This is a genomic window from Pedobacter sp. (assembly GCF_040513095.1).
GTDB lineage: Bacteria > Bacteroidota > Bacteroidia > Sphingobacteriales > Sphingobacteriaceae > Pedobacter.
In genome coordinates, this window is record NZ_JBEVDX010000036.1 from 20,224 (window position 1) to 44,278 (window position 24,055).

Annotated in this window: 25 protein-coding genes; 4 read left to right on the plus strand and 21 right to left on the minus strand. The window is 43.5% G+C overall.

Annotated elements, in window-relative coordinates; all coding sequences use genetic code 11:
• Positions 1-28 precede the first annotated feature (28 nt).
• The 15 genes from ABWY16_RS05015 to ABWY16_RS05085 all read right to left on the minus strand — a co-directional run bounded on the left by ABWY16_RS05015 (position 29) and on the right by ABWY16_RS05085 (position 13,268).
• Complete coding sequence (locus tag ABWY16_RS05015) at positions 29-1,450, minus strand: Glu/Leu/Phe/Val family dehydrogenase (protein WP_353903558.1); 1,422 nt, start codon at positions 1,448-1,450, stop codon at positions 29-31.
• Positions 1,451-1,618: 168 nt separating this feature from the next.
• Positions 1,619-1,825, minus strand: a complete 207-nt coding sequence (locus ABWY16_RS05020) for a CcmD family protein (protein WP_353903559.1) — start codon at positions 1,823-1,825, stop codon at positions 1,619-1,621.
• 7 nt (positions 1,826-1,832) lie between these two features.
• Positions 1,833-2,486, minus strand: a complete 654-nt coding sequence (gene ccsA / locus ABWY16_RS05025; protein WP_353903560.1) for a cytochrome c biogenesis protein CcsA — start codon at positions 2,484-2,486, stop codon at positions 1,833-1,835.
• Between the two features lie 112 nt (positions 2,487-2,598).
• A complete protein-coding gene (locus ABWY16_RS05030; RefSeq protein ID WP_353903561.1) occupies positions 2,599-3,258 on the minus strand; it encodes a heme exporter protein CcmB in 660 nt (219 codons plus the stop codon).
• A gap of 58 nt (positions 3,259-3,316) precedes the next feature.
• A complete protein-coding gene (locus ABWY16_RS05035; protein ID WP_353903562.1) occupies positions 3,317-3,727 on the minus strand; it encodes a hypothetical protein in 411 nt (136 codons plus the stop codon).
• 53 nt (positions 3,728-3,780) lie between these two features.
• A complete protein-coding gene (locus ABWY16_RS05040; RefSeq protein WP_353903563.1) occupies positions 3,781-4,635 on the minus strand; it encodes a hypothetical protein in 855 nt (284 codons plus the stop codon).
• Positions 4,635-7,175, minus strand: coding sequence for a TonB-dependent receptor (locus ABWY16_RS05045; RefSeq protein WP_353903564.1), 2,541 nt, complete (start codon positions 7,173-7,175; stop codon positions 4,635-4,637). Before ABWY16_RS05045 ends, ABWY16_RS05040 begins: the two co-directional genes overlap by 1 nt.
• A gap of 6 nt (positions 7,176-7,181) precedes the next feature.
• Complete coding sequence (locus tag ABWY16_RS05050) at positions 7,182-8,177, minus strand: FecR family protein (protein WP_353903565.1); 996 nt, start codon at positions 8,175-8,177, stop codon at positions 7,182-7,184.
• Positions 8,178-8,188: 11 nt separating this feature from the next.
• Positions 8,189-8,776 carry an RNA polymerase sigma factor gene (locus tag ABWY16_RS05055; protein ID WP_353903566.1) on the minus strand — a complete coding sequence of 196 codons (588 nt, stop codon included), beginning with the start codon at positions 8,774-8,776 and terminating at the stop codon, positions 8,189-8,191.
• 5 nt (positions 8,777-8,781) lie between these two features.
• The gene (locus ABWY16_RS05060; RefSeq protein WP_353903567.1) at positions 8,782-9,204 is read right to left on the minus strand and encodes a CHRD domain-containing protein; all 423 of its coding nucleotides are present in this window, start codon (positions 9,202-9,204) and stop codon (positions 8,782-8,784) included.
• A gap of 98 nt (positions 9,205-9,302) precedes the next feature.
• Positions 9,303-10,331, minus strand: a complete 1,029-nt coding sequence (locus tag ABWY16_RS05065) for a glycosyl transferase (RefSeq protein WP_353903568.1) — start codon at positions 10,329-10,331, stop codon at positions 9,303-9,305.
• Positions 10,324-11,124 carry a TIGR04325 family methyltransferase gene (locus ABWY16_RS05070; protein ID WP_353903569.1) on the minus strand — a complete coding sequence of 267 codons (801 nt, stop codon included), beginning with the start codon at positions 11,122-11,124 and terminating at the stop codon, positions 10,324-10,326. Before ABWY16_RS05070 ends, ABWY16_RS05065 begins: the two co-directional genes overlap by 8 nt.
• A 141-nt stretch (positions 11,125-11,265) precedes the next feature.
• Positions 11,266-11,601 carry a gliding motility protein GldC gene (gene gldC, locus ABWY16_RS05075; RefSeq protein WP_353903570.1) on the minus strand — a complete coding sequence of 112 codons (336 nt, stop codon included), beginning with the start codon at positions 11,599-11,601 and terminating at the stop codon, positions 11,266-11,268.
• Positions 11,602-11,658: 57 nt separating this feature from the next.
• On the minus strand, positions 11,659-11,928 hold the full coding sequence (locus tag ABWY16_RS05080) for a hypothetical protein (protein ID WP_353903571.1): 270 nt from the start codon (positions 11,926-11,928) through the stop codon (positions 11,659-11,661).
• Positions 11,929-11,930: 2 nt separating this feature from the next.
• The gene (locus tag ABWY16_RS05085) at positions 11,931-13,268 is read right to left on the minus strand and encodes a DEAD/DEAH box helicase (protein WP_353903572.1); all 1,338 of its coding nucleotides are present in this window, start codon (positions 13,266-13,268) and stop codon (positions 11,931-11,933) included.
• Positions 13,269-13,398: 130 nt separating this feature from the next.
• Here ABWY16_RS05085 and ABWY16_RS05090 point away from each other — a divergent pair, with 130 nt between their 5' ends.
• The 4 genes from ABWY16_RS05090 to ABWY16_RS05105 are packed head-to-tail and all read left to right on the plus strand — an operon-like array spanning position 13,399 to position 18,238.
• Positions 13,399-14,733 carry a dihydroorotase gene (locus ABWY16_RS05090; RefSeq protein ID WP_353903573.1) on the plus strand — a complete coding sequence of 445 codons (1,335 nt, stop codon included), beginning with the start codon at positions 13,399-13,401 and terminating at the stop codon, positions 14,731-14,733.
• Positions 14,734-15,849, plus strand: a complete 1,116-nt coding sequence (locus ABWY16_RS05095; protein ID WP_353903574.1) for a DUF3810 domain-containing protein — start codon at positions 14,734-14,736, stop codon at positions 15,847-15,849.
• A gap of 39 nt (positions 15,850-15,888) precedes the next feature.
• Positions 15,889-17,322, plus strand: coding sequence for an Hsp70 family protein (locus tag ABWY16_RS05100; protein ID WP_353903575.1), 1,434 nt, complete (start codon positions 15,889-15,891; stop codon positions 17,320-17,322).
• 37 nt (positions 17,323-17,359) lie between these two features.
• Positions 17,360-18,238: a zinc dependent phospholipase C family protein gene (locus ABWY16_RS05105; RefSeq protein ID WP_353903576.1), complete on the plus strand. Its 879-nt coding sequence runs from the start codon at positions 17,360-17,362 to the stop codon at positions 18,236-18,238.
• On the opposite strand, the gene ABWY16_RS05110 is transcribed toward ABWY16_RS05105, so the two are convergent.
• The 6 genes from ABWY16_RS05110 to ABWY16_RS05135 form a co-directional block, all read right to left on the minus strand.
• Positions 18,225-18,884 carry a VTT domain-containing protein gene (locus ABWY16_RS05110; protein WP_353903577.1) on the minus strand — a complete coding sequence of 220 codons (660 nt, stop codon included), beginning with the start codon at positions 18,882-18,884 and terminating at the stop codon, positions 18,225-18,227. The two genes, ABWY16_RS05105 and ABWY16_RS05110, sit on opposite strands and share 14 nt — an antisense overlap.
• An 81-nt stretch (positions 18,885-18,965) precedes the next feature.
• Complete coding sequence (gene dnaN, locus ABWY16_RS05115; protein ID WP_353903578.1) at positions 18,966-20,090, minus strand: DNA polymerase III subunit beta; 1,125 nt, start codon at positions 20,088-20,090, stop codon at positions 18,966-18,968.
• Between the two features lie 35 nt (positions 20,091-20,125).
• Entirely contained in the window at positions 20,126-21,781 is a 1,656-nt protein-coding gene (gldG, locus tag ABWY16_RS05120) for a gliding motility-associated ABC transporter substrate-binding protein GldG (RefSeq protein WP_353903599.1), read from the minus strand.
• A 26-nt stretch (positions 21,782-21,807) separates the two neighbouring features.
• Complete coding sequence (gene gldF, locus ABWY16_RS05125; RefSeq protein WP_353903579.1) at positions 21,808-22,536, minus strand: gliding motility-associated ABC transporter permease subunit GldF; 729 nt, start codon at positions 22,534-22,536, stop codon at positions 21,808-21,810.
• A gap of 110 nt (positions 22,537-22,646) precedes the next feature.
• Positions 22,647-23,219, minus strand: coding sequence for an outer membrane protein (locus tag ABWY16_RS05130; RefSeq protein ID WP_353903580.1), 573 nt, complete (start codon positions 23,217-23,219; stop codon positions 22,647-22,649).
• Between the two features lie 95 nt (positions 23,220-23,314).
• The gene (locus ABWY16_RS05135; RefSeq protein WP_353903581.1) at positions 23,315-24,022 is read right to left on the minus strand and encodes an ATP-binding cassette domain-containing protein; all 708 of its coding nucleotides are present in this window, start codon (positions 24,020-24,022) and stop codon (positions 23,315-23,317) included.
• Positions 24,023-24,055 lie beyond the last annotated feature (33 nt).

The following is a 24,055-nucleotide window of genomic DNA, read 5'->3' on the forward strand; positions in this document are numbered from 1 at the left end:
ATCCCAGCTGCTCCCTTAACAGGTCAAATTAAGGCCAGATACCCAAATTCATATAGGAAACAGCAATCTTATCGATTGAACCGACAAAAGCTGCAGTTCTTAAAGTCTGTATGCCCGGCTTCGTCACCAGCGTTTCCCTGATCTCATGATAGGAGTGAATCATCGTATCTTCCAGCCCTGAGTTTACCAGCTCCAGCTCAGAGGCACCTTTAACAATCATGAGTCTGTGCTCTGAGGGTATACTCTGACCTGTTAAGCTTTCCAGTGTATTGATCAGGTTAGCATTAGAGTTTTCTGCATAGCGTTTTTCCATACGTCCAAAAGCTACGTGAGAAAGATTCTTCAGCCATTCGAAATAAGATACGGTAACTCCACCGGCGTTGCAGTACATATCAGGGATGATGATCCCTCCCATTTCGGTAAAGATCTCTTCCGCTTCAGGCGTACAAGGTCCGTTGGCACCTTCAGCGATGATTTTCGCCTTGATATTTTTAATATTATGGACAGTAATCTGGTTCTCCAGTGCGGCAGGCACAAGGATATCACATGGCTGCTCCAGGCCTTCCATAGAATTTTTAAATTCTTTGGCTCCCGGAAATCCCAGGATCGAACCCGTCAGTTTCCGGTGGGCAAAAACCTCATCTACGTTCAGCCCGTTTTCATTGTAGATTGCTCCTTCATATTCGCAAAGGCCTACAACAGTAGCACCAAATTCAGTCAGGAATTTCGCAGAATGATAGCCCACATTACCTAATCCCTGAACGATTACCCTTTTATCGCCCAAACCGGCTTTAAGGCCAATCTTCTCCATATCTTCGCTCACCCGTACACATTCCCTTACTGCATAAGCTACTCCACGTCCTGTTGCCTCTTTACGGCCACGGATACCATGCAGGGCAATTGGTTTTCCCGTTACACAACCCAGGGCATCAAGCTGTCCGGGGTTCATGGTCATATAGGTATCGGCAATCCAGCTCATTTCGCGTTCACCAGATCCGTAATCAGGAGCAGGTACGTCAATACCGGGACCGATGAAGTTCTTTTTAATTAATTCAGTAGTATAACGGCGGGTAATGTTCTCCAGTTCGCCGGTCGTATAATTTTTTGGAGTGATCTTAATTCCTCCCTTGGCACCGCCAAAAGGAACATTTACAATTGCGCATTTGTAAGTCATCAGGGCAGCCAGCGCCATCACCTCATCTTCGTTGACCATTTCACTATAACGGATCCCTCCTTTGGTAGGGCTCATGTGGTGAGAATGTTCTACACGCCATGCATCAATTACTTCGAATCCGTTGCCCCTGCGGATTGGGAACTGGAAACGATAAACACTGTTACAAGCTTTGATTTGGGAGAGCAGGCCTTCCGGGTGACCGGTGAATTGTGCTGCGTTGTCAAAATTTTTACAGACGTCTGTAAAGAAGTTTGTCTCATTTGCTGAAGTAGCCATTATATTTGGTTTTTTTATTGGTATGAATTAGTTATAATTCTTAATGGCTGCAAAATTGCACTAAAATAAGTGATTAATACAAATAAATAATTGCTTAGTGTATGTGACACACATGTCACATCAATCCGCAAAAACTACCATTAACGGCGTTAAAACACGATTTTGTCTTTAGGATTTTTTTTCCAGTTTTTTTAATCTGCGCTCGATAGAGAAGAGGAATATCAGCAGTCCAAGCAAAATGATGCCCACACAGGCAACCACAACATAGATTTTTTCAGATCCTGCAAGTGTATCGGCAATAGCAGATCCTTCACCCTGTGCAAACAATTGCAGGGTAACCATTAACATCAGGACGGTAGTAATCAATTTCTTCATGTGGTTTTTAATTATTTTTTTCTAGGGAAGCTACTCTGAAAAGTATACTGTATATCCAGCATCCTATCAATATCCAGCCCAGGCAGGCAGGATAAAATACCATTCTCATATGGCTGTCCAGGTCATAGGCATTAAAGCCCGGATTACCGCCGTTTCCCGGATGCAGGGAATCTGACAGTCGTGGCAGTACAAAAAGCAGTACCACCATCATTGGAAAGGCGAAAATATTGTAAATGGCAGAAATCTTTGCGCGTTTCTGCTCTTCATCAATGGCATTTCTCAGGATCAGGTAGGCGAAATACAGTAACATCGCAATAGCAGCAAAATTCTGTTTTACGTCGAAACTCCAGGCTTGTCCCCAGGTAAAGCGCGCCCATACAGCACCGGTGATTAAGCCCAGTATACCGAACACTATGCCGGCATTGACACTTTGCACCGCTTTCCTGTCGTCATTTTCATTGCTGCTGCTCAGGTATTTGATACTGTGTACCACGGAGATCGTAAAAAGTATGATCATTGCAAACCACATCGGCACATGGAAATACAAATTTCTAATGCTTTGATGCAATATAGGCAATGGAGGTACGGAAGCCAGGAAACCGGCAACAGTAGAATACATAACCAGAACTGCCCCTAAAATTTTCCACCAGGATTTATACATTCATTTCAGATTTAGATTGCCCGCCAATTTGCTGAGCAGATAAAGATCAGCCCGGATTTGCGAGTTCAAAGTTAATAAAGCTTTATATATTTCAGTTAATTATTATAAATCCTTAATCGCGCCACAGATAAGGGAAAAGCAGCACGGAAAATGCAGCCACCAAAACGTTTATGATCAATAGCGTAGCTATTTCATCCAGGCTTACACTCCTGTCCAGTCCATCCACGGCATTTTTAGTCAGTTTGATCAGCATGATGATCACAGGTATAATCACCGGGAAACTCAGGATTGCCATCAGCATCCCCCCATTTCCTGCTTTGGACGCGATAGCAGAGATCATTGTAAATATCGTGGAGAAACTTAAGCTTCCCAGCACGGTTGCCAAAAGATACAGGCCCATATCCTCCGGAACATAGTCGAACACCAGTATGTAAAAGGCCAGCGCAATGAGGGTGACCAGCAGCATCAGGAACACATTGTAAATGGTCTTTGAAATGATCAGTGCAAGCGGACTTGCAATGGTATAGATATACAGCTGACGCCCTTTACTTTCCTGTAAAAAGCTTTTGGATACCGTATTGATCGAAGCAAAAAGCATGATGATCCAGAACAGTGCGTTCCAGGTTACCCCTCTCAGGGATACGAAGGAAAGAAAACACACAAAAACCGTAGATACCACATAGAGTACCACACCATTCAGTGCATATTTAGACCTCCACTCCAGCAGTAATTCCTTACCTATTAAAAACTTAACTTCCTTTATCAGCTGCATTTCAGGACAAAGATAATTTTATGCTTCGTTTTTTTATGCAGCGGGGCAGCTTTGCAGGTTAATTATTGATTTTATTGTAATCTGATGATAAATGTTTGCGGCGGCCGGTAATCAGAGGAAGCGTACCGGCAATAATAACAAGCCAGCCCCAACGGTATTTTACCATACCTGAAGCCAGATTAATCAGCTTTTTGAAATGGATAAAGCTAAAGGCATCGTGCGACTTAAACCAGACCGCAGCAAGCGTGAGAATTACCCACAGAAGAGCGGCCCAGCCTGCAAAACGCATCAGCCCTGTTTTATCAAGCAATGCTGCTATTAATGCAATTGCGACGATAATATAGAAACCTGTTCCCAACACCGGGTCGATCTGGAAGTAATTCCAGTTCCCGATAAAAGTAACGTGTACCAGTGGGCACATCCCTCCTGCCCCCATTGCTACCGCAGCTGTAATACCTAAAGTTTTCATCAGTATATAATTTTTAATGTTGAAGCCCGCGCAAAATTAGCAATAAATCCAAATTATCTCAGTTCTTCAGCCCGGTATGCCTTATAATCCACATCACTGACAGAGAAGTAGCCCTGGGCATTGCCCGAGACATTTCCAGTGATATTTACAGGCACACTGGAAAACAATCCGTTCCAGTCGGTTTCAAGAAAAACCGAATACAGGTATTTGGCATATCTCTCCGATACTGAAAATTTATAGATGGCTACAAAGTTTTTAGCAGATAAGGAAAAAGTGTGCTTAAGATTGGTAAGGGGATACAAAGAATTCGGAGAGCCGAGTACATGGGTATAACTGTAAAAATTTGCCTTTGTGAATTTCTCCGGGCTCCACCAGGTATCTCTCAGGACTGCAGCGTAGTTGATCCACCATTTGTTTGGATTGAGGTAGCCAAACGTATGTTTTGGAACAGTGCCACTATAAATATTGTCTGGCGTTTTAGTAACCGAAAAAGGTAAATAATCATCTACAATATTTACAACCTGTCTTAAAGTATCAACTGCAGTATAAGTCTGACTGTTGTATTTAACAGTGAGTGTGTATCCATAATTGTAGTTTGCCACCCTTGTATTATAAGCAACATAAACACCGGGAAGTGTATCCAGTTCTCTGAAAACCAGATCTGCCCTTCCGTCATTTACAATAACCGATGCTTTCCGTATCGGTTGTGGCGCAACATTCGGATCAAGGGAGGGTTTTGTTAACCGGATGGCCTGCATGCTGTAAAAGGTATTGATTCCACCTTCAACCGTCAGGTCATACTGTTTCTGCGGTGCATCAAATGCAATATCGCCACTATTCTTTTTACAGGAACTAAAAATACCCTGGAGCAGCAATAACAAAATAATATACAGTAGCGGTTTCATCATCAAATCTTAAAGCTGTAAGCAATCCATGGGTAAAATCCGAAGGCATATTCCAGCGTACTGCTTTGGGGCTGACTCGAATCCGTACTCAAATGGTAATATAAAGGATTTTTTCTGTTGTATAAATTATAAACCCCAACAGATACAGTACTGTTGAGCGCACGCTTTTTTGATAATTTTGAACTGAACTGATACTGCCCTGAAATATCCAGCCTGCTGAAATCAGGAAACCTTGATGTGTTTCTGCTTTCAAATACCGGCACATTTATTCCGTCATACTGATAGTATCCTACCGGAAGTGTCAGAGGCCTCCCCGTAGAATAGGTAAAAAAAGATTGTACAGAAAGTTTTTTATTAAAGTTATAGCTGGCGGTAATTTTCAGTTCATGGGGGATATCATAATTTGCAGCAAATCTTTTCCCTTCATTGATCCCATTGATTGTACGGAATACCCTGGCATAAGTGTAAGCTACAGTTGCATTGAGTTTCGCCCCTGTTTTTTTGAGCTCCAGCTCTATCCCGGAGGCAGTTGAGTTTCCCGCTTCGAGCTGGTTTCTGATAGCAGGATTCTGAATGATCTGTGCATGCCCCGCAAGCTCCAGCTGATGGTATAGTTTCTTCAGATAAGCATTTGCCGAGACAGAGAATTTATCCTGCACATACCAGTATCCTCCGGAAAAATAATCGATATGCTGAGGTTTAATGCTGCGGGATGCCGGTATCCAGGGCTCAAGGGAAGAAAACGCAAGGGTACTGTTCTGTACCAGCTGTAAATACTGGTAACTCCTGTTATAAGTGAGGGAAAAGCGTTGTTTGGGGGCCAGCAGATAGCTGATATTTATCCGCGGTTCGGGATTCAGAAAAGTACGGGTATCTTCCTGTTTTACCCGGTTCCCGTTCTGGTCAAAAATGTCAAGGCGTTCTTCGGCATTTGTAAACAGCCCGACACGCAGCCCATAATTAAACTCCCAGTGTTTGCCTGCTGAGAGCTGCTGGTTATAGTACAGGGCAGACTCCAGTGACCTGTCTTTTGCAATGTTCAGTTCGTCGCTGATGGAGTTATTGGTTTCACCAGGCGTAAAACGGTGATAGGTGGTCATCATCCCAAACTTAATCTGATTTTCGGGCGTATTGTAATAAGTAAAATCCTCCTTCAGCGTCAGGTCTCTCACCCCTGTTCGCCACTGGCTTTTTTTGGAAAGCGTATCAGCGTTTAAGTCCAGCAGATTGCTGTAATTACTGTAGATAGCAGACATGTTCATGAACAACCTGGAATTGAAAAGGTGGTTCCATCGCAGTGTCGAAGTAATATTGCCCCAGTTGTTGGCAAAAGAATTATCAGACAGCAGGTGGTCCTGCCCTCCGTAAACCGAGTAAAAAAGATTATTCCTGGTGTCTAACTTATAGTTGACCTTGGCGTTGATATCGTAATAGACGGAGCTTGGATTAAACAGCTTAAATTTACTGCGGAAGACATCCAGCAAACTTCTTCTGAACGCAATGATAAATGAGCTTTTATCCTTCACGACAGGTCCTTCTGCCGCAAGACGGGCCGACATCAGGTTGAGACCTCCGTTTACATGAAATTCTTTGTTGTTCCCCTCCGCCATGCGGTTTTCAATGACTGAGGATAACCGGCCCCCAAAATTAGCGGGGATAAAATCTTTATAAACCTGTACACTATTGATGGCATCAGGATTAAATACCGATACCAGCCCATATAAATGCGAAGGGTTGTAAATTACAGCTTCATCCAGCAGGATCAGGTTCTGGTCAGAATTACCGCCCCTGATAAATAATCCCGAACTGCCCTCAGAAATGGCTTTGATGCCATTCTGCATTTGTAGTGCTTTGACAGCATCCGGCTCTCCGGCATAATAGGCAATACGGTTTAGCTGCCGGGGCGTAAAACTTTGTTCATTCAGCAGCAATGGGTCTGGCGTGACAGGCTGCTGGATTTTTACTTCCGACAAATTGTTGGCCTCCATGGAAAGTTCTACCTCCAGCTGGTAATCGTTGGTCAGTTTTAATGGGATTTTTTTTGTCTGATACCCCAGGTTTGAGATAGAGAGTTCGTAATTTCCTTCCGGGATGTTCAGGGCATAAAACCCATATTGATTGCTGAGCACACCCACTTTCAGTTCCGGAACAAATACAGTTGCCCCTATAAGTACCTCACCGTTTGCGCTGTCAGCAATATGACCATGGACAGTACGTTTTTCTGGTTTAACTTCTGTGAAAACAATATCGTTTCCAACAAGTTCAAATTTTAAGTAGGTTCCGCTGATGATGGACTGCAGAAGGTTCTTCAGGGGTACCCTTTGGACGCTGGTATATTTAACCTGGTATCTCCGTAACAGATCAGGATTAAAGGAAAAGCTTGAACCTGTTTTACGCTGGATCTTTAACAACACGCTGATCAGCGAATCAGGCTGGAGTTGAATAGTGACAGGCTTGTCCAGCGCAGAAGGTTGCTGTGCATACAATTTACCTGTGTGCAGCATAGCCACAAATAAAAGCAATGCAATTAACCTCAAGGACATATATCTCTAATTTTCAGACAAGATATAGCCTCCTTTGGTACTGGTTAATTTACATTGTAAAGTTGCAGCAATCACGTTTAATGCGCTGTCTGGTGTCTGGTAATATAAATTTGCAGTCAGTTTTTTCTTTTTGAGTTCATTCCCGTTAACAGTTATCGGAGTATGGTATGCTTTGCTGAGCTGTCTCGTCACTTCTTTCAATGGCGTTTCTGTAAATACAAACTTTTTATCCGCCCAGGCCTTATAATTGATATCCTGATTTTGTTCTGCAATCAGCTTCTTTGTTGAAGCAGAATAACGGCCGGTCACACCCATTGTAAGCAGAACCGACTGTGATGTGGAGGGTTGTTCCAAAGCTACTATTCCTTCTTCTACAGTAACGCTGATCTCCTGCTGCTCTTTCACGATATTAAAACTTGTTCCTATATCCCTGGCATGTACCTCACCCAGATCTATCACGAAGGGATACTGGCGGTCGTGCTTTACCTTTACAAACACTTCACCATTTACCAGTTCAAGCTTACGGTTCGTATTGAAGTCGCTGCTGATGTACCGGATTGCAGCTCCGCCATTCAGCGCCAACTCGGTACCGTCCGGCAGAAACACGTTTTTAACTTTAGCACCTTTTTCATTCCTCACTACCGTATAACGCGCGTTATTGATAAAATAATAACCAATAGACAGGATAAGCATGACTGATGCAGCTACGCTCAACCATGTTCCCAGGTTCCTGTTTCTCCTTACTGTCAGCTTATGATTTTGTACCCCTTCCAGTTTTTTGTCGAGCTCCTCCCAGGATTCCTCTGCAGTATAAGCCTGCTTTTGATACAGGAGATCAATATTTTGCTGAATGCGTACAAACTCCTGGTAGGTAACTTCATTTTCAGGACTCATTCGACGCCAGTTCTGGAGCAAATATCGTTTTTCAGGACTGATCAACTCATCCAGCTCATCAATGATCAGGGAGTAAATAAATTCTTCATTGGTTTCAAATTCTTCCATTTCTGTTCTTTTTAGCCCAGGTAGTTTAACAACAGCAATGCGGCCATCCATAATTGCTGAGGCTGGTTTCCCAGGTGTTCACGTATTTTCTGAAAGCCGTAGGTCAGATGGTTTTTAACTGTTTTCACAGATATCTGCATCTGATCTGCGATTTCCTGTTGTTTCAATTTGCCAAACCGGCTCAGGTACATTACTTCCCTGCACTTCGGAGGCAATACCTGTATCGCATTCTCTAAATTTGTCAGCAGTGCTTCCTGCTGGTCCTCATCATCGCCGCCAGGAGTATCATGAGTTTTTACTCTCATATAAACATCCTGTTTCTCCCGTTGGGTTTTCTCTTTCTTAATAAAATTCAGTGATGAATTCACCACCGATCTGTATAAATAGCTCTTTATTGACTGTTGGATAACTAACTGATCTGCCTTGTTCCAGATCATTAAAAACACATCATGTACAATCTCCTCAGCGGCTGGTGCATTGCGTACATACCTGAACGCGACTGCAAACAGCTGCCTGTAATGTTCTTTGTATAACGCTTCAAATACACTTTTCTCCTTGTTCCTGATCGCGTTAACGATCTCCTGCTCGCTACTACTCATTCAGCTTATTTTTGCTTTAAAGTAAGGCTTCCTGAAATTTCAGGACTTGCAGAGCTATTTGTATTTATCGCTATAAACCATAGTCCCTTCAGGAGATTACGTTCCTGCAGGGGAGTCAATGTCAAAGATCCGGTCAGGGGCTGTTTCGACAAAACCTGCCCGTCACTTTTATAAATTTCCCTGATCATTTCACCTGCCGAGCCCTTAATTCCGCTCCGCAGGGTAATCAAAGCAGGACTTATATTCTCATACTCGATGGAGTAAGAAAATGCTTTACTTTGTTCATCGTAGGATCCTTTCAACACTGCCACACCTTCTGAAGCAGAGTTGGTACCCTTTTTATCAATTCTCGCTGTAATCACATACGCTCTTACAGGAGGTTCTATTTTGGCTTCTTCGGCCAGCTTTTCCTTTTCACATGATGACATGCAGCAGAAAGTAAATACTGCGAGCATCAAAACATAAAATTTAATCTTTTTAAACCCCATTGATTTTCAAAACAAAGGGCTAAAATACTAAATACAGATTAGAAGATGTTAAACATTTTTACACTTGCAAAGCTAAATTCCATTCCCCGCTGCCGGTAGAAATTTTTGTAATAACCACGCAAGAAAAATAACACGGAGCGGCCAACTACCGCGTTGATCCAGCTGATATCACCGCTGAGCTCATGCGTAACCGTTTCCTCATTCACTTTAAATATTTGTCCTTTAGCCTTCCCAAGTGCCCAGGCATAAGGCCTGTAAATATACCTTACTGAATTACGATCTAAAGCGTATTGCGGATTTGACAAACAGTAGGTTTGCTCTTCAATGTAATGGAAATCATGAAAATGATAAAACACCAGCTCAAATTTATGACCTGAACTCAGCTCTACGCCAGTTGTTTGTTTCCCGCTGCTGCTGAAATCATATTGCTGAACATTCCATGGGGCCACTCCACCCCCCAGATGCGCCAGTACATGTATACAGTCAAAACGGGTAAGCCAGTCGTCAAGATATTTCTGATCACCAAATTTATTATCTTCAAACCTGTTGAAACACCATTCAATACAGGCGTCCACCCACCAGTTAAGCACTTCCATTCCTTTCGGATCATTTTTGAAAGTAATAAACTGCACACAGTAAAGACCGCTTGTTAAAGTCTGATCATGGACCGGAGTATACCTGTGTTCTGTAATCAGCACCGATTTTTCTCCCATCTCCTCAACCAGTACTGCCGGATTACTAAAGAAGAGCAGATCGGCATCTACATAAGTGCAATGGTCCAGGCTGAATTCTTCAATGCAGTATTTAATGGTAGATGAAGCGCAGGTCCAGCAGTACTCCCCTGCTGTACGTCCATCCTTAACCGCCAGTAATCTCGGGTTTTCAAAGGCAAATAAACTGACGATAGTTGCATGTTCGAGCTCCATTTTGGATAACAGTTCGTAACTGTTGGCGTCAAAAGCAAAGATGTACAGATGAAACGCTTCACATTGCTGTTTCAGCGAATTATACATAGCTAATCCGCGGGAAAGATAAGTAGTGTTAAATAAGGTGCAGAATTTAAGCATGGAGAGATTTATTTTGAAGATAATAGCCTTTATTATAGCCTGCTGGCTTGTTGTCGATATACATTACTGCTTCACCTTCGATGTATGAAGGGAGTTCACAAATGATTTTATAAGTTGATTTGAAAGGATTTAGAAACTTGTCAGCAGCAAAAAACCATGAAGGGTAAGAAGCCTCATAAATTTCCGGCGGTACAATCTGCAGGGTGAGCCTGTCTTCTGCACCATCGTGGAATGCAGTACGGTCAAAAACGATAAAATCAAATTTATACCCTGCAAATTTTTCCAGGAATTCATGAGGGGCTTCAAGATATTGTACAGAACTGGATATAAGGATCAGGTCAATTTTTTTGTCCTGCAGGCAGTCATCGATGCTGTGGTAGAATTTCAGGTAGTCGTCTTCAAAATTCAGCTTACCACAATTTACATAATGTTCCTGCTCAACTATGTTCCAGCTGGCACAGCATCCTGAGCCCACAAAATCCTTGACCTGGTAATATGTACTACCCATAGAACCGCCAAAATCGAGAATATTAAGGGGACGTTTGAGCAGGGCCGCACTGCGGAGTAGACAGGAGATTAACGGAAAAGGGTATTCTATTTTATCGAACACCACAGAATCACGCTCATAAACAGCAGTTCCGTTTTTGACTTGCAGCAGGGCATCCCTGGTTTTCTTAAGGATATTGCCCGAATCATAACCACCGGCTAAGCTGGCAGCATCCTGCCACGAAGCGTAGTTTCCGGACCATCCATACTGGACTTCTGCAGTTTTTGAAGAGAAGAGTTTAAACATGTGACCTTATAGAAAAGAGGTTTTTTCATCTGCATGACAACCATTTCTTCAAAAGGTCCTATAAGGAATTTAAAATTTTTTCAAAAAAAAAGAACAGGCGCAAATTCGTCTGTTCTTCTAAAAATATCAGGAGTATCAGGATTATTTTCCCTGATCGATGCCCATCTTATCGGCAAAATGTGCACAATAATCACGTAAGTCTTCAATGATCAGTTTTTCACCTGTGGCTTTCAGAAAGCTGTCGCCCATAGTCTGTAAAGTTTCATAGAAAAATCTTTTCATTTCATCCACAGGCATATCTTTTGTCCAGAGATCAATACGCATGGAGTTTTTATAGTTGTGGTCCCACAAAGCAAGCATCATTGACTTAACAGGCACCTTTTCCTGTGTTTGTGCATCTGTAGATTCCCAGGTTAAGTTCTCAGGGACATTGTTATCATCAAGTTCAACCGTAATTTTAATTTCTGCTGTTTTCATTGTATTTTATTCAGGAGCTTGCAAGCCCGGTTTATTAAAGCGTTTTATTTAAGGTAATTATGCAACAGTGATTTTTAATATCACCATCAAAACAAGGGTAAATACGATGAAAGCACATTCAACCACCCATAAGTTTCGGAGCAAAGGTATAAACTTCCTGAAAATCAAGTCTGAAATGAAAGCAATAATTGCGGCTAAAAAACAAAGGGCGGTAAGCATGACATCTACCCCTTTCTGCACAGGAATATGCCGGGCCGGACTAAAAAGCATGACCAATGCCAGCACCAGGCAGGCCGAGGTAACAATATTTAAAGGCGTTAATTTCAAACTCAGGTCTTTTTGAATTTCCTCTTTTTCCAGGCTGGTGTTTTGTCCATTTTCTTTTTGGCAGCAGCTACCGCAGCTGCAGCTATAGCAGCAGCGTGTTTTTTCTCATGGAAAGCCCCTTTGAAATCAGGGTCATCTTTTCTTTTCTGGTTATCGATTTCCCGGGCAATATACTGGCGTTCTTCGTATGGCGTTTCTTCAACGAATACTTCAGCAGGAAGAGGAGCTACAGGAATAGTCTGGCGCATTAGTTTTTCTATCTTTTTGATATAGTACTTTTCTGCTTCTGTACAGAATGTCAATGCATCACCTTTGGCATAAGCCCTGCCGGTACGGCCGATACGGTGAACATAATCTTCAATGATAATCGGAACATCGAAGTTGATCACATGGCTTACTTCGGCTACGTCGATACCTCTTGAGGCTACATCTGTTGCCACCAGTACACGCAGGTTTCCTTCTTTAAAGGCTGCGATAGAATTGATTCTGGTATTCTGTCCCTTGTTGGCATGGATTACCCGCACCGCTTCGGGACCAAATCTTCTTTCGATAAAGCTGAAGATGTTATCCGCAACCGTTTTGGTCTTGCAGAAGATCATCAGTCTCTTGAAATCCACATCATTTTTCAGCAGATGCTGCAGGAGGTTGATCTTGGTTTTAAAGTTAGGCACTTCATACAGTACCTGGGTAACTGTCTGTGCCGGAGTGGCCTGTTCACCTACTTCAATAATCGTTGGATTTTTAAGAAAATCACCGGCAATCTTGTGTACCAGATCGCTCATTGTTGCCGAGAACAGCAGGTTTTGTCTTCTGCGGGGCACAACTTCCAGGATTCTGTGGATAGAGCCGATGAAGCCCATATCCATCATCTTGTCTGCTTCATCCAACACGAGGAATTTAAGATACTGTGTGTTGATGTGGCCTGACAGGTAAATATCAAGGAAACGGCCCGGTGTAGCGATGATGATATCAACACCAGCTTTGATCTGTTCGATCTGTGTTTTTGGTCCGATACCTCCAAATACAACCACCGAACGCAGGTCAGTATATTTGGAAAATATTTTCACATGTTCGGCGATCTGCATCGCCAGTTCACGTGTTGGTGCAAGGATCAGCGCACGTGCCGCATCACCCTGTGCATATTTTAACTGCATTAAAATCGGCAGCACATACGCGGCCGTCTTACCGGTTCCCGTTTCAGCGATACCAAAGATATCCTGGCCGGATAATACCGGGGCAATTGCTTTTTCCTGTATTGGAGTAGCAACTGTAAAGCCTGCATCAGCTACAGCATTTAAAATCTGCCTGTTCAGGTTAAACTCTTCGAATGTTTTCGACATTTTGCAAATATACTATAATCTATATTAGCTACGTGGAAAAACACCGCCCGGGTGCTTTCAAAAAAACCTTTGCCGCATATAATGACGGTTCAGTCAGAAACTTGTTTAAAAAGTTCATAGCTTTGGCTATATGAAAACCATCCTTATCAAAGGCGCAACACTGGTCAACGAAGGCAAAACCTTTGTTGCGGATGTCTATATTAAAGACGGATTGATTGATGAAATCAGTCCGGTGATCGGCAGACATGCAGATCAGGAAATCAATGCTGAGGGGCTGCACCTCCTGCCGGGTATGATTGACGATCAGGTACACTTCCGTGAACCGGGCTTAACCCACAAAGCAGATATTTTTACAGAGAGCATGGCTGCAGTGGCCGGGGGCATCACTTCCTTTATGGAAATGCCCAATACCGTACCCAATACGCTTACGCAGGAATTGCTGGCAGATAAATATGCAATAGCCTCAGAAATGTCGCTGGCCAATTATTCCTTCTTCATGGGTGCATCCAATAACAACATCGAAGAAGTTTTAAAAACAGATCCGGCAAATGTATGCGGCATCAAGGTGTTCATGGGTTCTTCTACCGGAAATATGCTGGTAGACAATGAACAGGTGCTTGAAAATATCTTTAGCCAGGCACCTATGCTTGTGGCAACACACTGCGAAGATGAACTGACCATTCAGCGCAACATGGCCGCCTTTAAAGAACGGTACGGAGAAAATATTACCATCGACATGCATCCACTGATCCGTTCGGCAGAAGCCTGTTACACTTCGTCGTCACTGGCGGTATCCCTTGCAAAAAAATATAATACAAGACTCCACATCCTGCACATCTCTACAGCAATGGAAGTGGGGATATTTGACAATACCATCCCCTTAAAAGATAAGAGAATCACTGCTGAAGCCTGTGTACATCACCTCTGGTTTGATGACAGGGACTATGCAGAAAAGGGCAACCTCATCAAATGGAACCCGGCAGTAAAAACGGAGGCCGATAAGGATGCAATTCTCAAAGGAGTGCTGGACGGGTATATTGATATCATTGCAACAGACCACGCACCACATACTATCGAAGAGAAAGCACTCCCGTACTTACAGGCACCTTCCGGTGGGCCACTGGTACAGCATGCTTTATCAGCCCTGCTGGAAATGTATCACCAGGGAAAAATTACCCTCGAGCAGATCGCAGAGAAGACGGCCCACAATGTGGCAACCTGTTTCCAGATCGACAGAAGAGGTTTTATCAGGGAAGGGTACTGGGCAGATCTTGTGCTTGTGGCACTCAATGATCCCGTTAAAGTAACCAAAGCAAATATCCTGTATAAATGTGGCTGGTCTCCATTCGAAGGACAAACCTTTACATCTGATATCACCCATACCTTTATTTCGGGTAACCTGGCTTATCAGAAGGGAAAATTCATGACCAACGAGACTGGCAGAAGATTAGCATTCAACAGGTAGATGCATCCCGCGATCAGCATTCAACTGCGCCGCCTGGCCATCATCTTCAGCATTGCTTTACTGATCTTCCTCTTCGGACTCAGCAGCGAAGCCGTGGAAGTGGTCTATTCTGACGGCTTTTACCAGCTGAGTTCTGTCGCACAACGTTTTTTTTCTGCGCTGTTCCCTTTTGCACTGGGAGATTTTCTTTATGCTGCACTCATTTTCTATTGTCTTTGGTCGGTTTTCAGAATACTAAGGAAAGCCGCCCGTAAACAACTAACGGCCGAAGCACGGTTTGTAATTCCGCTCCGGTTCATCAGTTTCAGCCTGATCCTTTACATAGTTTTCAAACTTTTGTGGGGATTAAACTATTCCCGGCCGTCTATCTCTGTGAGGCTGGGCATCAGCAACGAAAAATACACCACAAAAGACCTTGTCCTGCTGGGCGATTTCCTTGTTAAACGGGTAAACCTGCTGGACCAGCAGCGTAAGAACCAAAAAAGGGCATACACTATCACAGCACTGAAGGATAATGCAAAAATAGCTTATGATAAACTAGCAAAAACTAATCCCTTCTTCAGCTACAAAGTACCATCGGTAAAACCGGTCATGTTCAGCTGGCTGATCAGTAAAATCGGGATTGAAGGCTACTACTGCCCTCTTTCGGGCGAAGCAAACCTGAATATGAGACTGCCCTATATGGACCTGCCATTTGTGACCAGTCACGAAATATCCCACACCCTTGGGGTAGCCCGCGAAGATGAAGCCAACCTGATCGGTTACCTGGTCAGCATTAACAGCCCGGATATAAATTTCCGTTATTCCGGTTACTATACTATCCTCAGAAGTGTATTATTCGAAATCAGGGTCAAATCTCCAGAAGATTTCTCCAGGCTGCTCAAAGAGATCAATGCGGGTACCCTCGCAGATTTCAAAGCAGAACAGGTGTTCTGGAGGAAATACAATGGTGACATGTCGGCTTACATGGGCACTGCGCTGGACAAATTTCTGAAAATCAATAACCAGAAAAAAGGAACAGACAGCTACCAGGATATCGTGCTTTGGGTGTTTAACCTGCACAAACAGGAGATTATAGCAGCTTCCGGAACTGCTGTCAAAACATTACAACCTTAAAACAAATAAAGCTCAAAACATTCCTAAATTTGCCGTACTATGGCAAAGATATCCATTAACCTGGCAACAGGTACATTACAGCAACCAGAAATTATTGCAGGTATAGATTTAGGGACCAGCAACAGTTTGGTGGCATTTATTGATCCTGATAAACAACCCCGTGTAATCAATGATACAGGCAAAGGTACTTTGGTTCCTTCAGTTGTACATTTTAATGATGCCGGTATTCCGCTGGTTGGTAATGAAGCCAGGGAATTGCTGATCAGAGATCCTTCCAATACGATATGCTCCATAAAACGTTTACTCAGTGCTTCGTCTGATGATGTCCCTGTGAAAATACAGTTGGGAGAAAAGTACTATACTCCCCTGGAGTTGTCGGCCGAAATCCTGAAAGAACTCAGAAAAAGAGCAGAGCACGCGCTGAAAACACCAGTGAACAAGGTTGTCATCACCGTTCCTGCATATTTTAACGACCGTCAGCGTCAGGCTACAAAAGAAGCAGGCCGCTTAGCCGGCCTGGATGTACTGAAGATATTAAATGAAACTACAGCAGCAAGTTTGGCCTACAGCAGCGGTTTAGACCCAGCGGTAAAAAAGACTATCGCGGTATACGACTTCGGCGGCGGCGCTTTCAACGTTGCTATCATCTCCATTCACAACGGTGTTTTTGAGGTACTGGCCAGCAATGGAAATACAGCTCCCTGCGGAGATGATATCGACCAGGCTATTTTGAACTACTGGATGGAGAACAACAAACTCGACTCAGCAAGTATCATTTCTGATAAAAGCCTGCTGCAGCAACTTCGTTTAAAGGCCGAAGAGGCAAAAAAAGCACTGAGCAGCCAGAATCTGTTCAACGAAAAAGCAGGCGATATCTGGTGTACACTTGACAAACAGACATTTGAGACACTGATTGCCGGCATGGTAGCCGAAACCATTAACGCTTGTAAACAGGCTCTTCAAGAGGCTAAGTTACCTGTTACGGCTATAGATGAAGTGGTCATGGTGGGCGGCTCTACTCGTATTCCCTATATTAAAGCAGAGGTATCTGAGTTTTTTCGTAAACAGCCGAACAAGCAGATCGACCCTGAAGAAATTGTTGCGCTCGGAGCTGCCATTCAGGCCGATATTATGGCTGGTAACCGGTATCATATCAATCTGCCGGATGAAGATGTACAGGTGGACAATACTACCTCGTCAGCTTCAGCACAAAACCTGCTGGATGAAGCGCGGGCTGAAGGCGAGCAGCTTGCATACCTTGCCGGTCAGTTCATCGAACGGCACAGATTTGTACTTACATCGATGGACATTTCTGGTACAAGAGCTATTCTCGACAAGCTGCGGGCAGCGCTTGCGCAGGATGACACAGCTACTATCCGCAGCCTTACCACTGAACTCAATGAGTTTACACGCCCCTTCGCTGCACGCCTGTTGAGCACCACAGCCACAGCTTCAAATAAAAAAACAGAATAATTACCAGCATATTCGCGTTTGGCATTACATTCCGGAGATGAAAAGATTCTTCATCTCCGGATTGCTGACGGCGACCGCCATTCTCACCTGCTCCTGGGGCTTCTTTGCCCACATGCGGATCAATCATCTCTCCGTATTTATCCTGCCCGACGGGATGAACAGGTTCTATAAAAATAACCTGGCCTATCTTAGTAGCCATGCAACAGATCCCGATAAGAGGCGTTATGCAGACACTGCTGAAGCGCCAAGGCATTATCTGGATGTGGAAGTATATGAAACAGCTATCGACAGTATTCCCCGGAAATGGGAAGATGCTGTAAAGCGGTACGGAAACCCAAAACTTCAAAAAAACGGGATCCTTCCCTGGCATATCCAGCGCAGCTACTACCAGCTCGTAAATGCTTTTAAGGAAAGGGATTCGATCAGGATCTTAATCAAATCAGCTTATCTGGGACACTATCTGGCGGATGCCAATGTGCCATTGCATACTTCAGAAAATCATAACGGACAGCTGACCAACCAGGCTGGCATTCATGCCTTCTGGGAAAGCCGTCTGCCGGAACTGTTTTCAGACAAGTATAATTTTGTGGTAGGCAGGGCAATGTATATAGACAATCCGCTGAAAGAGGCCTGGAGAATTATCAGCCACACCCATAGCCTGGCAGACAGTACTTTAAAAGTGGAGGAAGATTTAAACCGCAACTTTTCTGCTCAGCAAAAATACAGCTACAGCAAAAGAAACGGTCAGCTTACAAAACAATATTCCTTCGAATATTCCAGTGAATACCACAACAGGCTGAATCATATGGTAGAAAAGCAGATGCGTGCAGCCATTCTGGCTGTGGGCTCCTACTGGTATTCTGCATGGGTTGACGCTGGTCAGCCAAGCCTGGAAAACATGACTAACTCTCGATAACCTCTTTACTTTTGAACATGGATTTTACCGCAGCAAAAACAATAGGAGCAAAAGTAACAATGGCAATAAACGCTATTACGGCCGAAAAGTTATTTTTAATAAAAGGGATCTGCCCCATTAAGAAACCGGCAAAAAGTAAGGTGGCGATCCAGGCAATCCCGCCCAGCACATTGAAATAGGTGAATTTTCCAAAGGGCATTCTCGCCACACCTGCAACAAAAGGGGCCACAGTTCTGATAATAGGCAGAAAACGGCTGAAAATAATTGCCTTACCGCCATGTTTTTCAAAAAACATATGCGATTTGTTGTAATATTCCAGCTTCAGGATCTTGTTGCTTTCCTTAAAAACCTTGATACCGAAGAACATTCCCAGCCTGTAGTTCAGGCTGTTACCCAATATACCTGCAGCTGTTAAAAGAAAGAACATCAGCCAGATATCCAGTCCGGTTCCACCCTTGGCAATAAGTGCGCCTACAGCAAACAGCATGGAATCACCCGGTAAAAACGGAGTAACCACAAACCCGGTTTCTGCAAAAATAATAAGGAATAAAATCAGGTAGGTCCATGTCTGGTAACTACTTACGAGTTTCACTAATTCTACATCGGTATGCAGAATAAATTGTATCAGCTGGTTAATGATGTCCATAGGGCGGTATCTTGCTTATAAAAAAACGTCATTACGAAAGTATAGCTTACATAATGACGCTCAAAGGTAGTATCTTTTTAATTAGTTATAGTTATTCAGCATAACTGGCATAACCAGCATCAGAACATCTTCATTTTCATCATTGGTCTGAGGGATCAGCAGTCCTGCACGGTTAGGTGTAGAAAGCTCGAGTGTTACTTCTTCCCCACCCAGGTTGCTCAGCATCTCAATCAGGAAACGCGCGTTAAAGCCAATCTCCAGGTCTTCACCTTCATACTGGCAGCTTAAACGTTCGTGGGCCTCATTGGCAAAATCCAGATCTTCAGAAGAGATATTCAACTCGCTGCCGTTGATCTTTAATCTTACCTGGTGGGTAGTTTTGTTTGCAAAAATAACCACCCGGCGTAAAGTATTCAGGAACAATGCCCTGTCGATAATTAATTTATTAGGGTTATTGGCAGGGATTACCGCTTCATAATCCGGATAACGCTCATCGATCAGACGGCATACCAGGTTGATATTTTCAAATTTGAAAAATGCGCTGGTAGCATTATAATCTACCGAGACATTGATATCAGTTGAAGGTAAAGCTGCTTTTAATAAGGTGAGTGCTTTTTTTGGCAGAATGAAGGATGCTGTTTTATCAGCTTTGCTGTCCATACGTCTGTATCTAACCAGTTTATGTGCGTCAGTAGCTACAAAAGTGATAAACTGATCCGACAGCTGGCAGAAAACCCCTGTCATCGCAGGACGAAGTTCATCGCTGCTCACGGCAAAAATAGTTTTGGTAATCGCCTCTGTAAGAACAGATGCCGGCAGATTTACTGAAGAAGCATTTTCTACAGTAGGGATCTTCGGGAAATCGTCACCGTTTTCACCACTTAGTTTATACTTTCCATCACCGGCACTGATCTCTATTGAAAATGAAGCATCATCAATATTGAAAGAGATCGGCTGATCAGGAAGTGTTTTTAAAGTATCTAACAAGATTCTTGCCGGTACAGCTACTTTCCCGCCTTCTTTAGATTCTACTGGTAAAGAAGTAGTCATACTTGTCTGCAAATCCGTCGCAGAAATAGTCAGGCTACCATCTTTGATCTCGAAAAGAAAGTTTTCCAGTATCGGCAAAACAGTACTGCTGCTTGAGGCACCGTTAACTGTTTGTAAATGTTTTAAAAGTGTTGATGTGGATACAATAAATCTCATAATTATGATCTGGTCAATTCTCAAAAATATAAAAATTACCTTGCATACTTATACTTGCGGTAATAATGTTGAAAAATTGCAAATGATATCAACAGTAAAAGAGGTACAATTACATTGATCAGCTGCCATTTGACCTTGTCTGCGCGCAACAGTTGTTTATCCAGTAGCCTGACTTTGACCTCTTTATTACGCAGGTCGATCAGATTATCATCTGATGACAAGTAATCTGCAATATTTAAAAGCAGGGCTTTATTTCCGAAACTTCTTTGTGTATAACGGTCAAATCCGAGGGGGAATACCGAACCGTCACGGCCACTTACCTGATTTCTGAAGATATCGCCATCCCCGATCACGATCATTTTCGTTTTTTTGCTCAGCGCCCCTGTGCTATAATCTTCAGCAATTCCGGCAGGTGGCTGCCTGTTCAAAAAGACAGAGGGAAAGGTACCTTCGAGCAGCACGGCTGCAATAGCCGGAGGATGGAAATACTTGCGCTGGTCAGGTGTTTCTGCAACAACCTGCAGGGATAAAACTTCCGGGGTATTGTGCTCGATGTGGTAAGGCGAAGTATGGAGCAGTACCGTCTTCTTCACACCTTTTAGGCCAATAGTATCTATTGTACTCAGGAACTCCGTACGTATACCATCAATGTTTTTCACCAGGCCGGGGAACGCATCCGGAACAAGCACCGGATAATACACCCAGGGCGCCATCTGGATATCCCGCTGCTGCCCGTTAGCACCGCCCATAGCCAGAGGAATTTCAGCACAGTTCAGATCAGCAACCAGGTTATAGTTTATCCTTGCCCCGTACATAAACAGCATATCATCAAGGTTCAGCTTGTTGTTAAAAGCAAGCTGCTGTCCTTTGCCTTTTAAACTATCCAGGTCAGCGCTCACCTGGTCTACACTCCAGACAACCCTTCCGCCATTCATTACAAAATAGTTGATCTTGTATTTCAGGGCCTCAGAAAATTCCTTCTGGGGTTTGGTGATAAACAGCATTTTCAGTTTGTCCAGCCCCTCTTTACTGATCAGGTTCAGGTCTACCCTTCCCACCTCGTAACTATCGGAGAGCGACTTCATCGCGTCGCTCAGATACGGATCTGCAGGCTCGCCGTTTCCTTCGGTAAAGCCTATTCTTGGATTTTCAGCTGTATTGACTTTCCTGATTGCCGAACTGAATACATACTCCAGGTTCTGGATCGAATTGTTGATATTCTGTTCGTAATTGCCTGTGGCATCCAGATTTTGCAGCAGTTTCACAGGTACCTGTCTGTCTCCGGCCTGTACGATGGCCATTGGGAAGATCGTTTTCTGACTGAAACCTGCTTCGTTTTTGATATTCAGATTGGTAGGCTCGATACCATTGCTGTATAGATTCTGTATAACTGTATCCTGTGCCTGTTGATTAAGGCCCTCCATGGGATCTGTAAAGACAACCTTTATCTTTACCCCTGAATTGGCTTTGTAGTCATTCAGCAGGTCTGAAGTTGCATTTTTCAGTCTTTTGAATGCAGCAGGAAGGTTTCCATCCAAAAATACGGTAACCGTGATTTCTTTATCAGCTTCCGCCAGTACAGCTTTCGACTTGGGATTAAGCGTAAATCTCTTTTCAAGCGTAAAATCAAAACGGGTGTATAGGTAAGACGAGGCAATATTCAGCACTACGAGAGCGATCACAAATACCACTGGTTTCAACCATTTATTTTTGCTGCTTACCATTTTCTGCCTCCGATCACCAGCTTCGTTGCCCCCAGGAACAACAGTATAAAACTAATAAAGTAAGCCAGATCGCGTGTATCCAGCACTCCCCTGCTCATGGATTGAAAATGTTCGTTAACGCTGAGCCATACAAAAACATCTTCCAGCATACCCAGAGCAAAGATCTTTGCCAGTGCATCAAATCCGCTGTAAGCGATGAAGGATAAAAATACTGCAACAGCAAAAGCAATCACCTGATTTTTAGTGATGGATGAAGCAAAAATGCCGATAGCTGCAAAAGCCCCTCCCAACAATGATAAGCCTATATATGAACCCGCAACCGCAGCGCCATCGATATTCCCCCTGGGCATCCCCAGCTGAACAATAGTATAATAATATAATAGTGTAGGAAGCAATGCAAGCAAAACCAGGATCAGACAGGCAAAGTATTTTGCCAGAAGAATCTGCCAGTCGGTTAAAGGCCTGCTTGCCAGTAAAACATACGTCCCTTCCCTCCGTTCTTCGGCAAACGAACGCATAGTCATTGCAGGAATCAAAAACATAAACAGAAATGGGACAAGACTAAAAAATCCGTTCATTTCTGCATATCCGTATTCCAGGATAGAAGTATCCGGAAAAAACCAGAGGAGCAATCCCGAGACCAGCAAGAATACACCAATGGTGATATAGGCCATCAGCGAGTTGAGTAAACTGAATAATTCGCGTTTGAATACTGCGTACATGAAAAATGATAATGATGCCGAAGTTAGCTAAATAACGGGAAAATGAAACCATTATAAAACACAAAAGGCAGCCCTTATCAGGACTGCCTTTTACTGTTAAACCTTTTGGTTTATAACCCAAAGTTATAGGCCAGTCTTAAACCAACAAATCTCGATTTGAAATTAAAGTTGGTGTTGCCCGGTCCATCATAGTTAGTTGACCACTCTTCGTATCTTGCACTCAGATCGATAGATCCTTTGTCAGATACAGGGAATTCAACTCCAATGTGCGGCGTGTAGGCGAAAGAAGTTTTTGAATTGTCACCGGTACCAAAAGCAGCACCCAGCTCACCACCTACATAAATGTTTTCTGCAAGGAAGTAATTGATACCTGCTTTTACTGGTATAACATTCAGATCGGCATTTCTCAGGGTTACGCCTCCCACAGTTGCAAGATCTTCTCCTCTAAAGGTCAGGTAGCCTGCAGATGCTGTAAAATTCAGTTTTTCTATAATTGGCGTCTGGAATTGTAACGTTCCACCATAACCCAACTTGTAAGCATCTCCAAAATTTCCTGTTGGAAAAGCAAATTCAGCACCTATACCGATTTTTGATCCGCTCATTGCAGGATCTTTTGTCTGAGCAGAAACATTTGAGAATGCAAACATTCCGGCGATAGCGGTTAGTAAAAATAACTTTTTCATAATTGTTTTTTATTTAGTCAGCGGAAATATATTCCCGCCGATACCTAAACAAAAAGGTTGCCAAACAAAAGAGTTGTTCAACAAAACACTATTTATCAGCGCGTTAAAGATCTGAATATTTCTTCCAGAGCGTCAGTTTTATGTTTGGTTTTGAGATCAGTCAGCAGCGAATCCGCAACAATTTTGCCTTTGTTGATGATTACCACCTGCTCACAAAGCGCCTCCACTTCCTGCATGATGTGCGTAGAGAGAATAACAGTTTTGTCTTTGCCCAGATTTCTGATCAGTTCCCGGATATCAGTCAGCTGATTGGGATCGAGGCCAGTTGTGGGCTCGTCCAGGATAAGTATCAATGGATCATGGACGATCGCCTGCGCCAGACCTACACGCTGTTTATATCCCTTGCTCAGCATGGCGATCTTTTTATGCTGCTCATCCCCCAGTCCTACCCGCTCGATCACCTCTTTAACTTTAAGCTCTCTCTGTTCCAGCTGATAAGTATCCGCTACAAAAGCAAGAAACTCCCGGACATACATATCTGTATATAAAGGTGTGTTTTCAGGGAGGTAGCCAAGAATTCTCCGCATCTCCAGGCTTTGCAGCTGCGAATCAAAACCACCCAGACTTGCACTGCCTGAACTGGGCTGAAGGTATCCGGTTAGCATCTTCATCGTAGTAGATTTACCGGCACCATTTGGCCCCAGGAAGCCCAGTACTCTGCCGGGCACTGCCCTGAAACTGATCTGGTCTACGGCCTTTTGCTGACCGTACGTTTTGGATAAACCTTCTACCTGTATACTCAATGTCTCAATTTTAAATCTGTACCGGTACGGAAA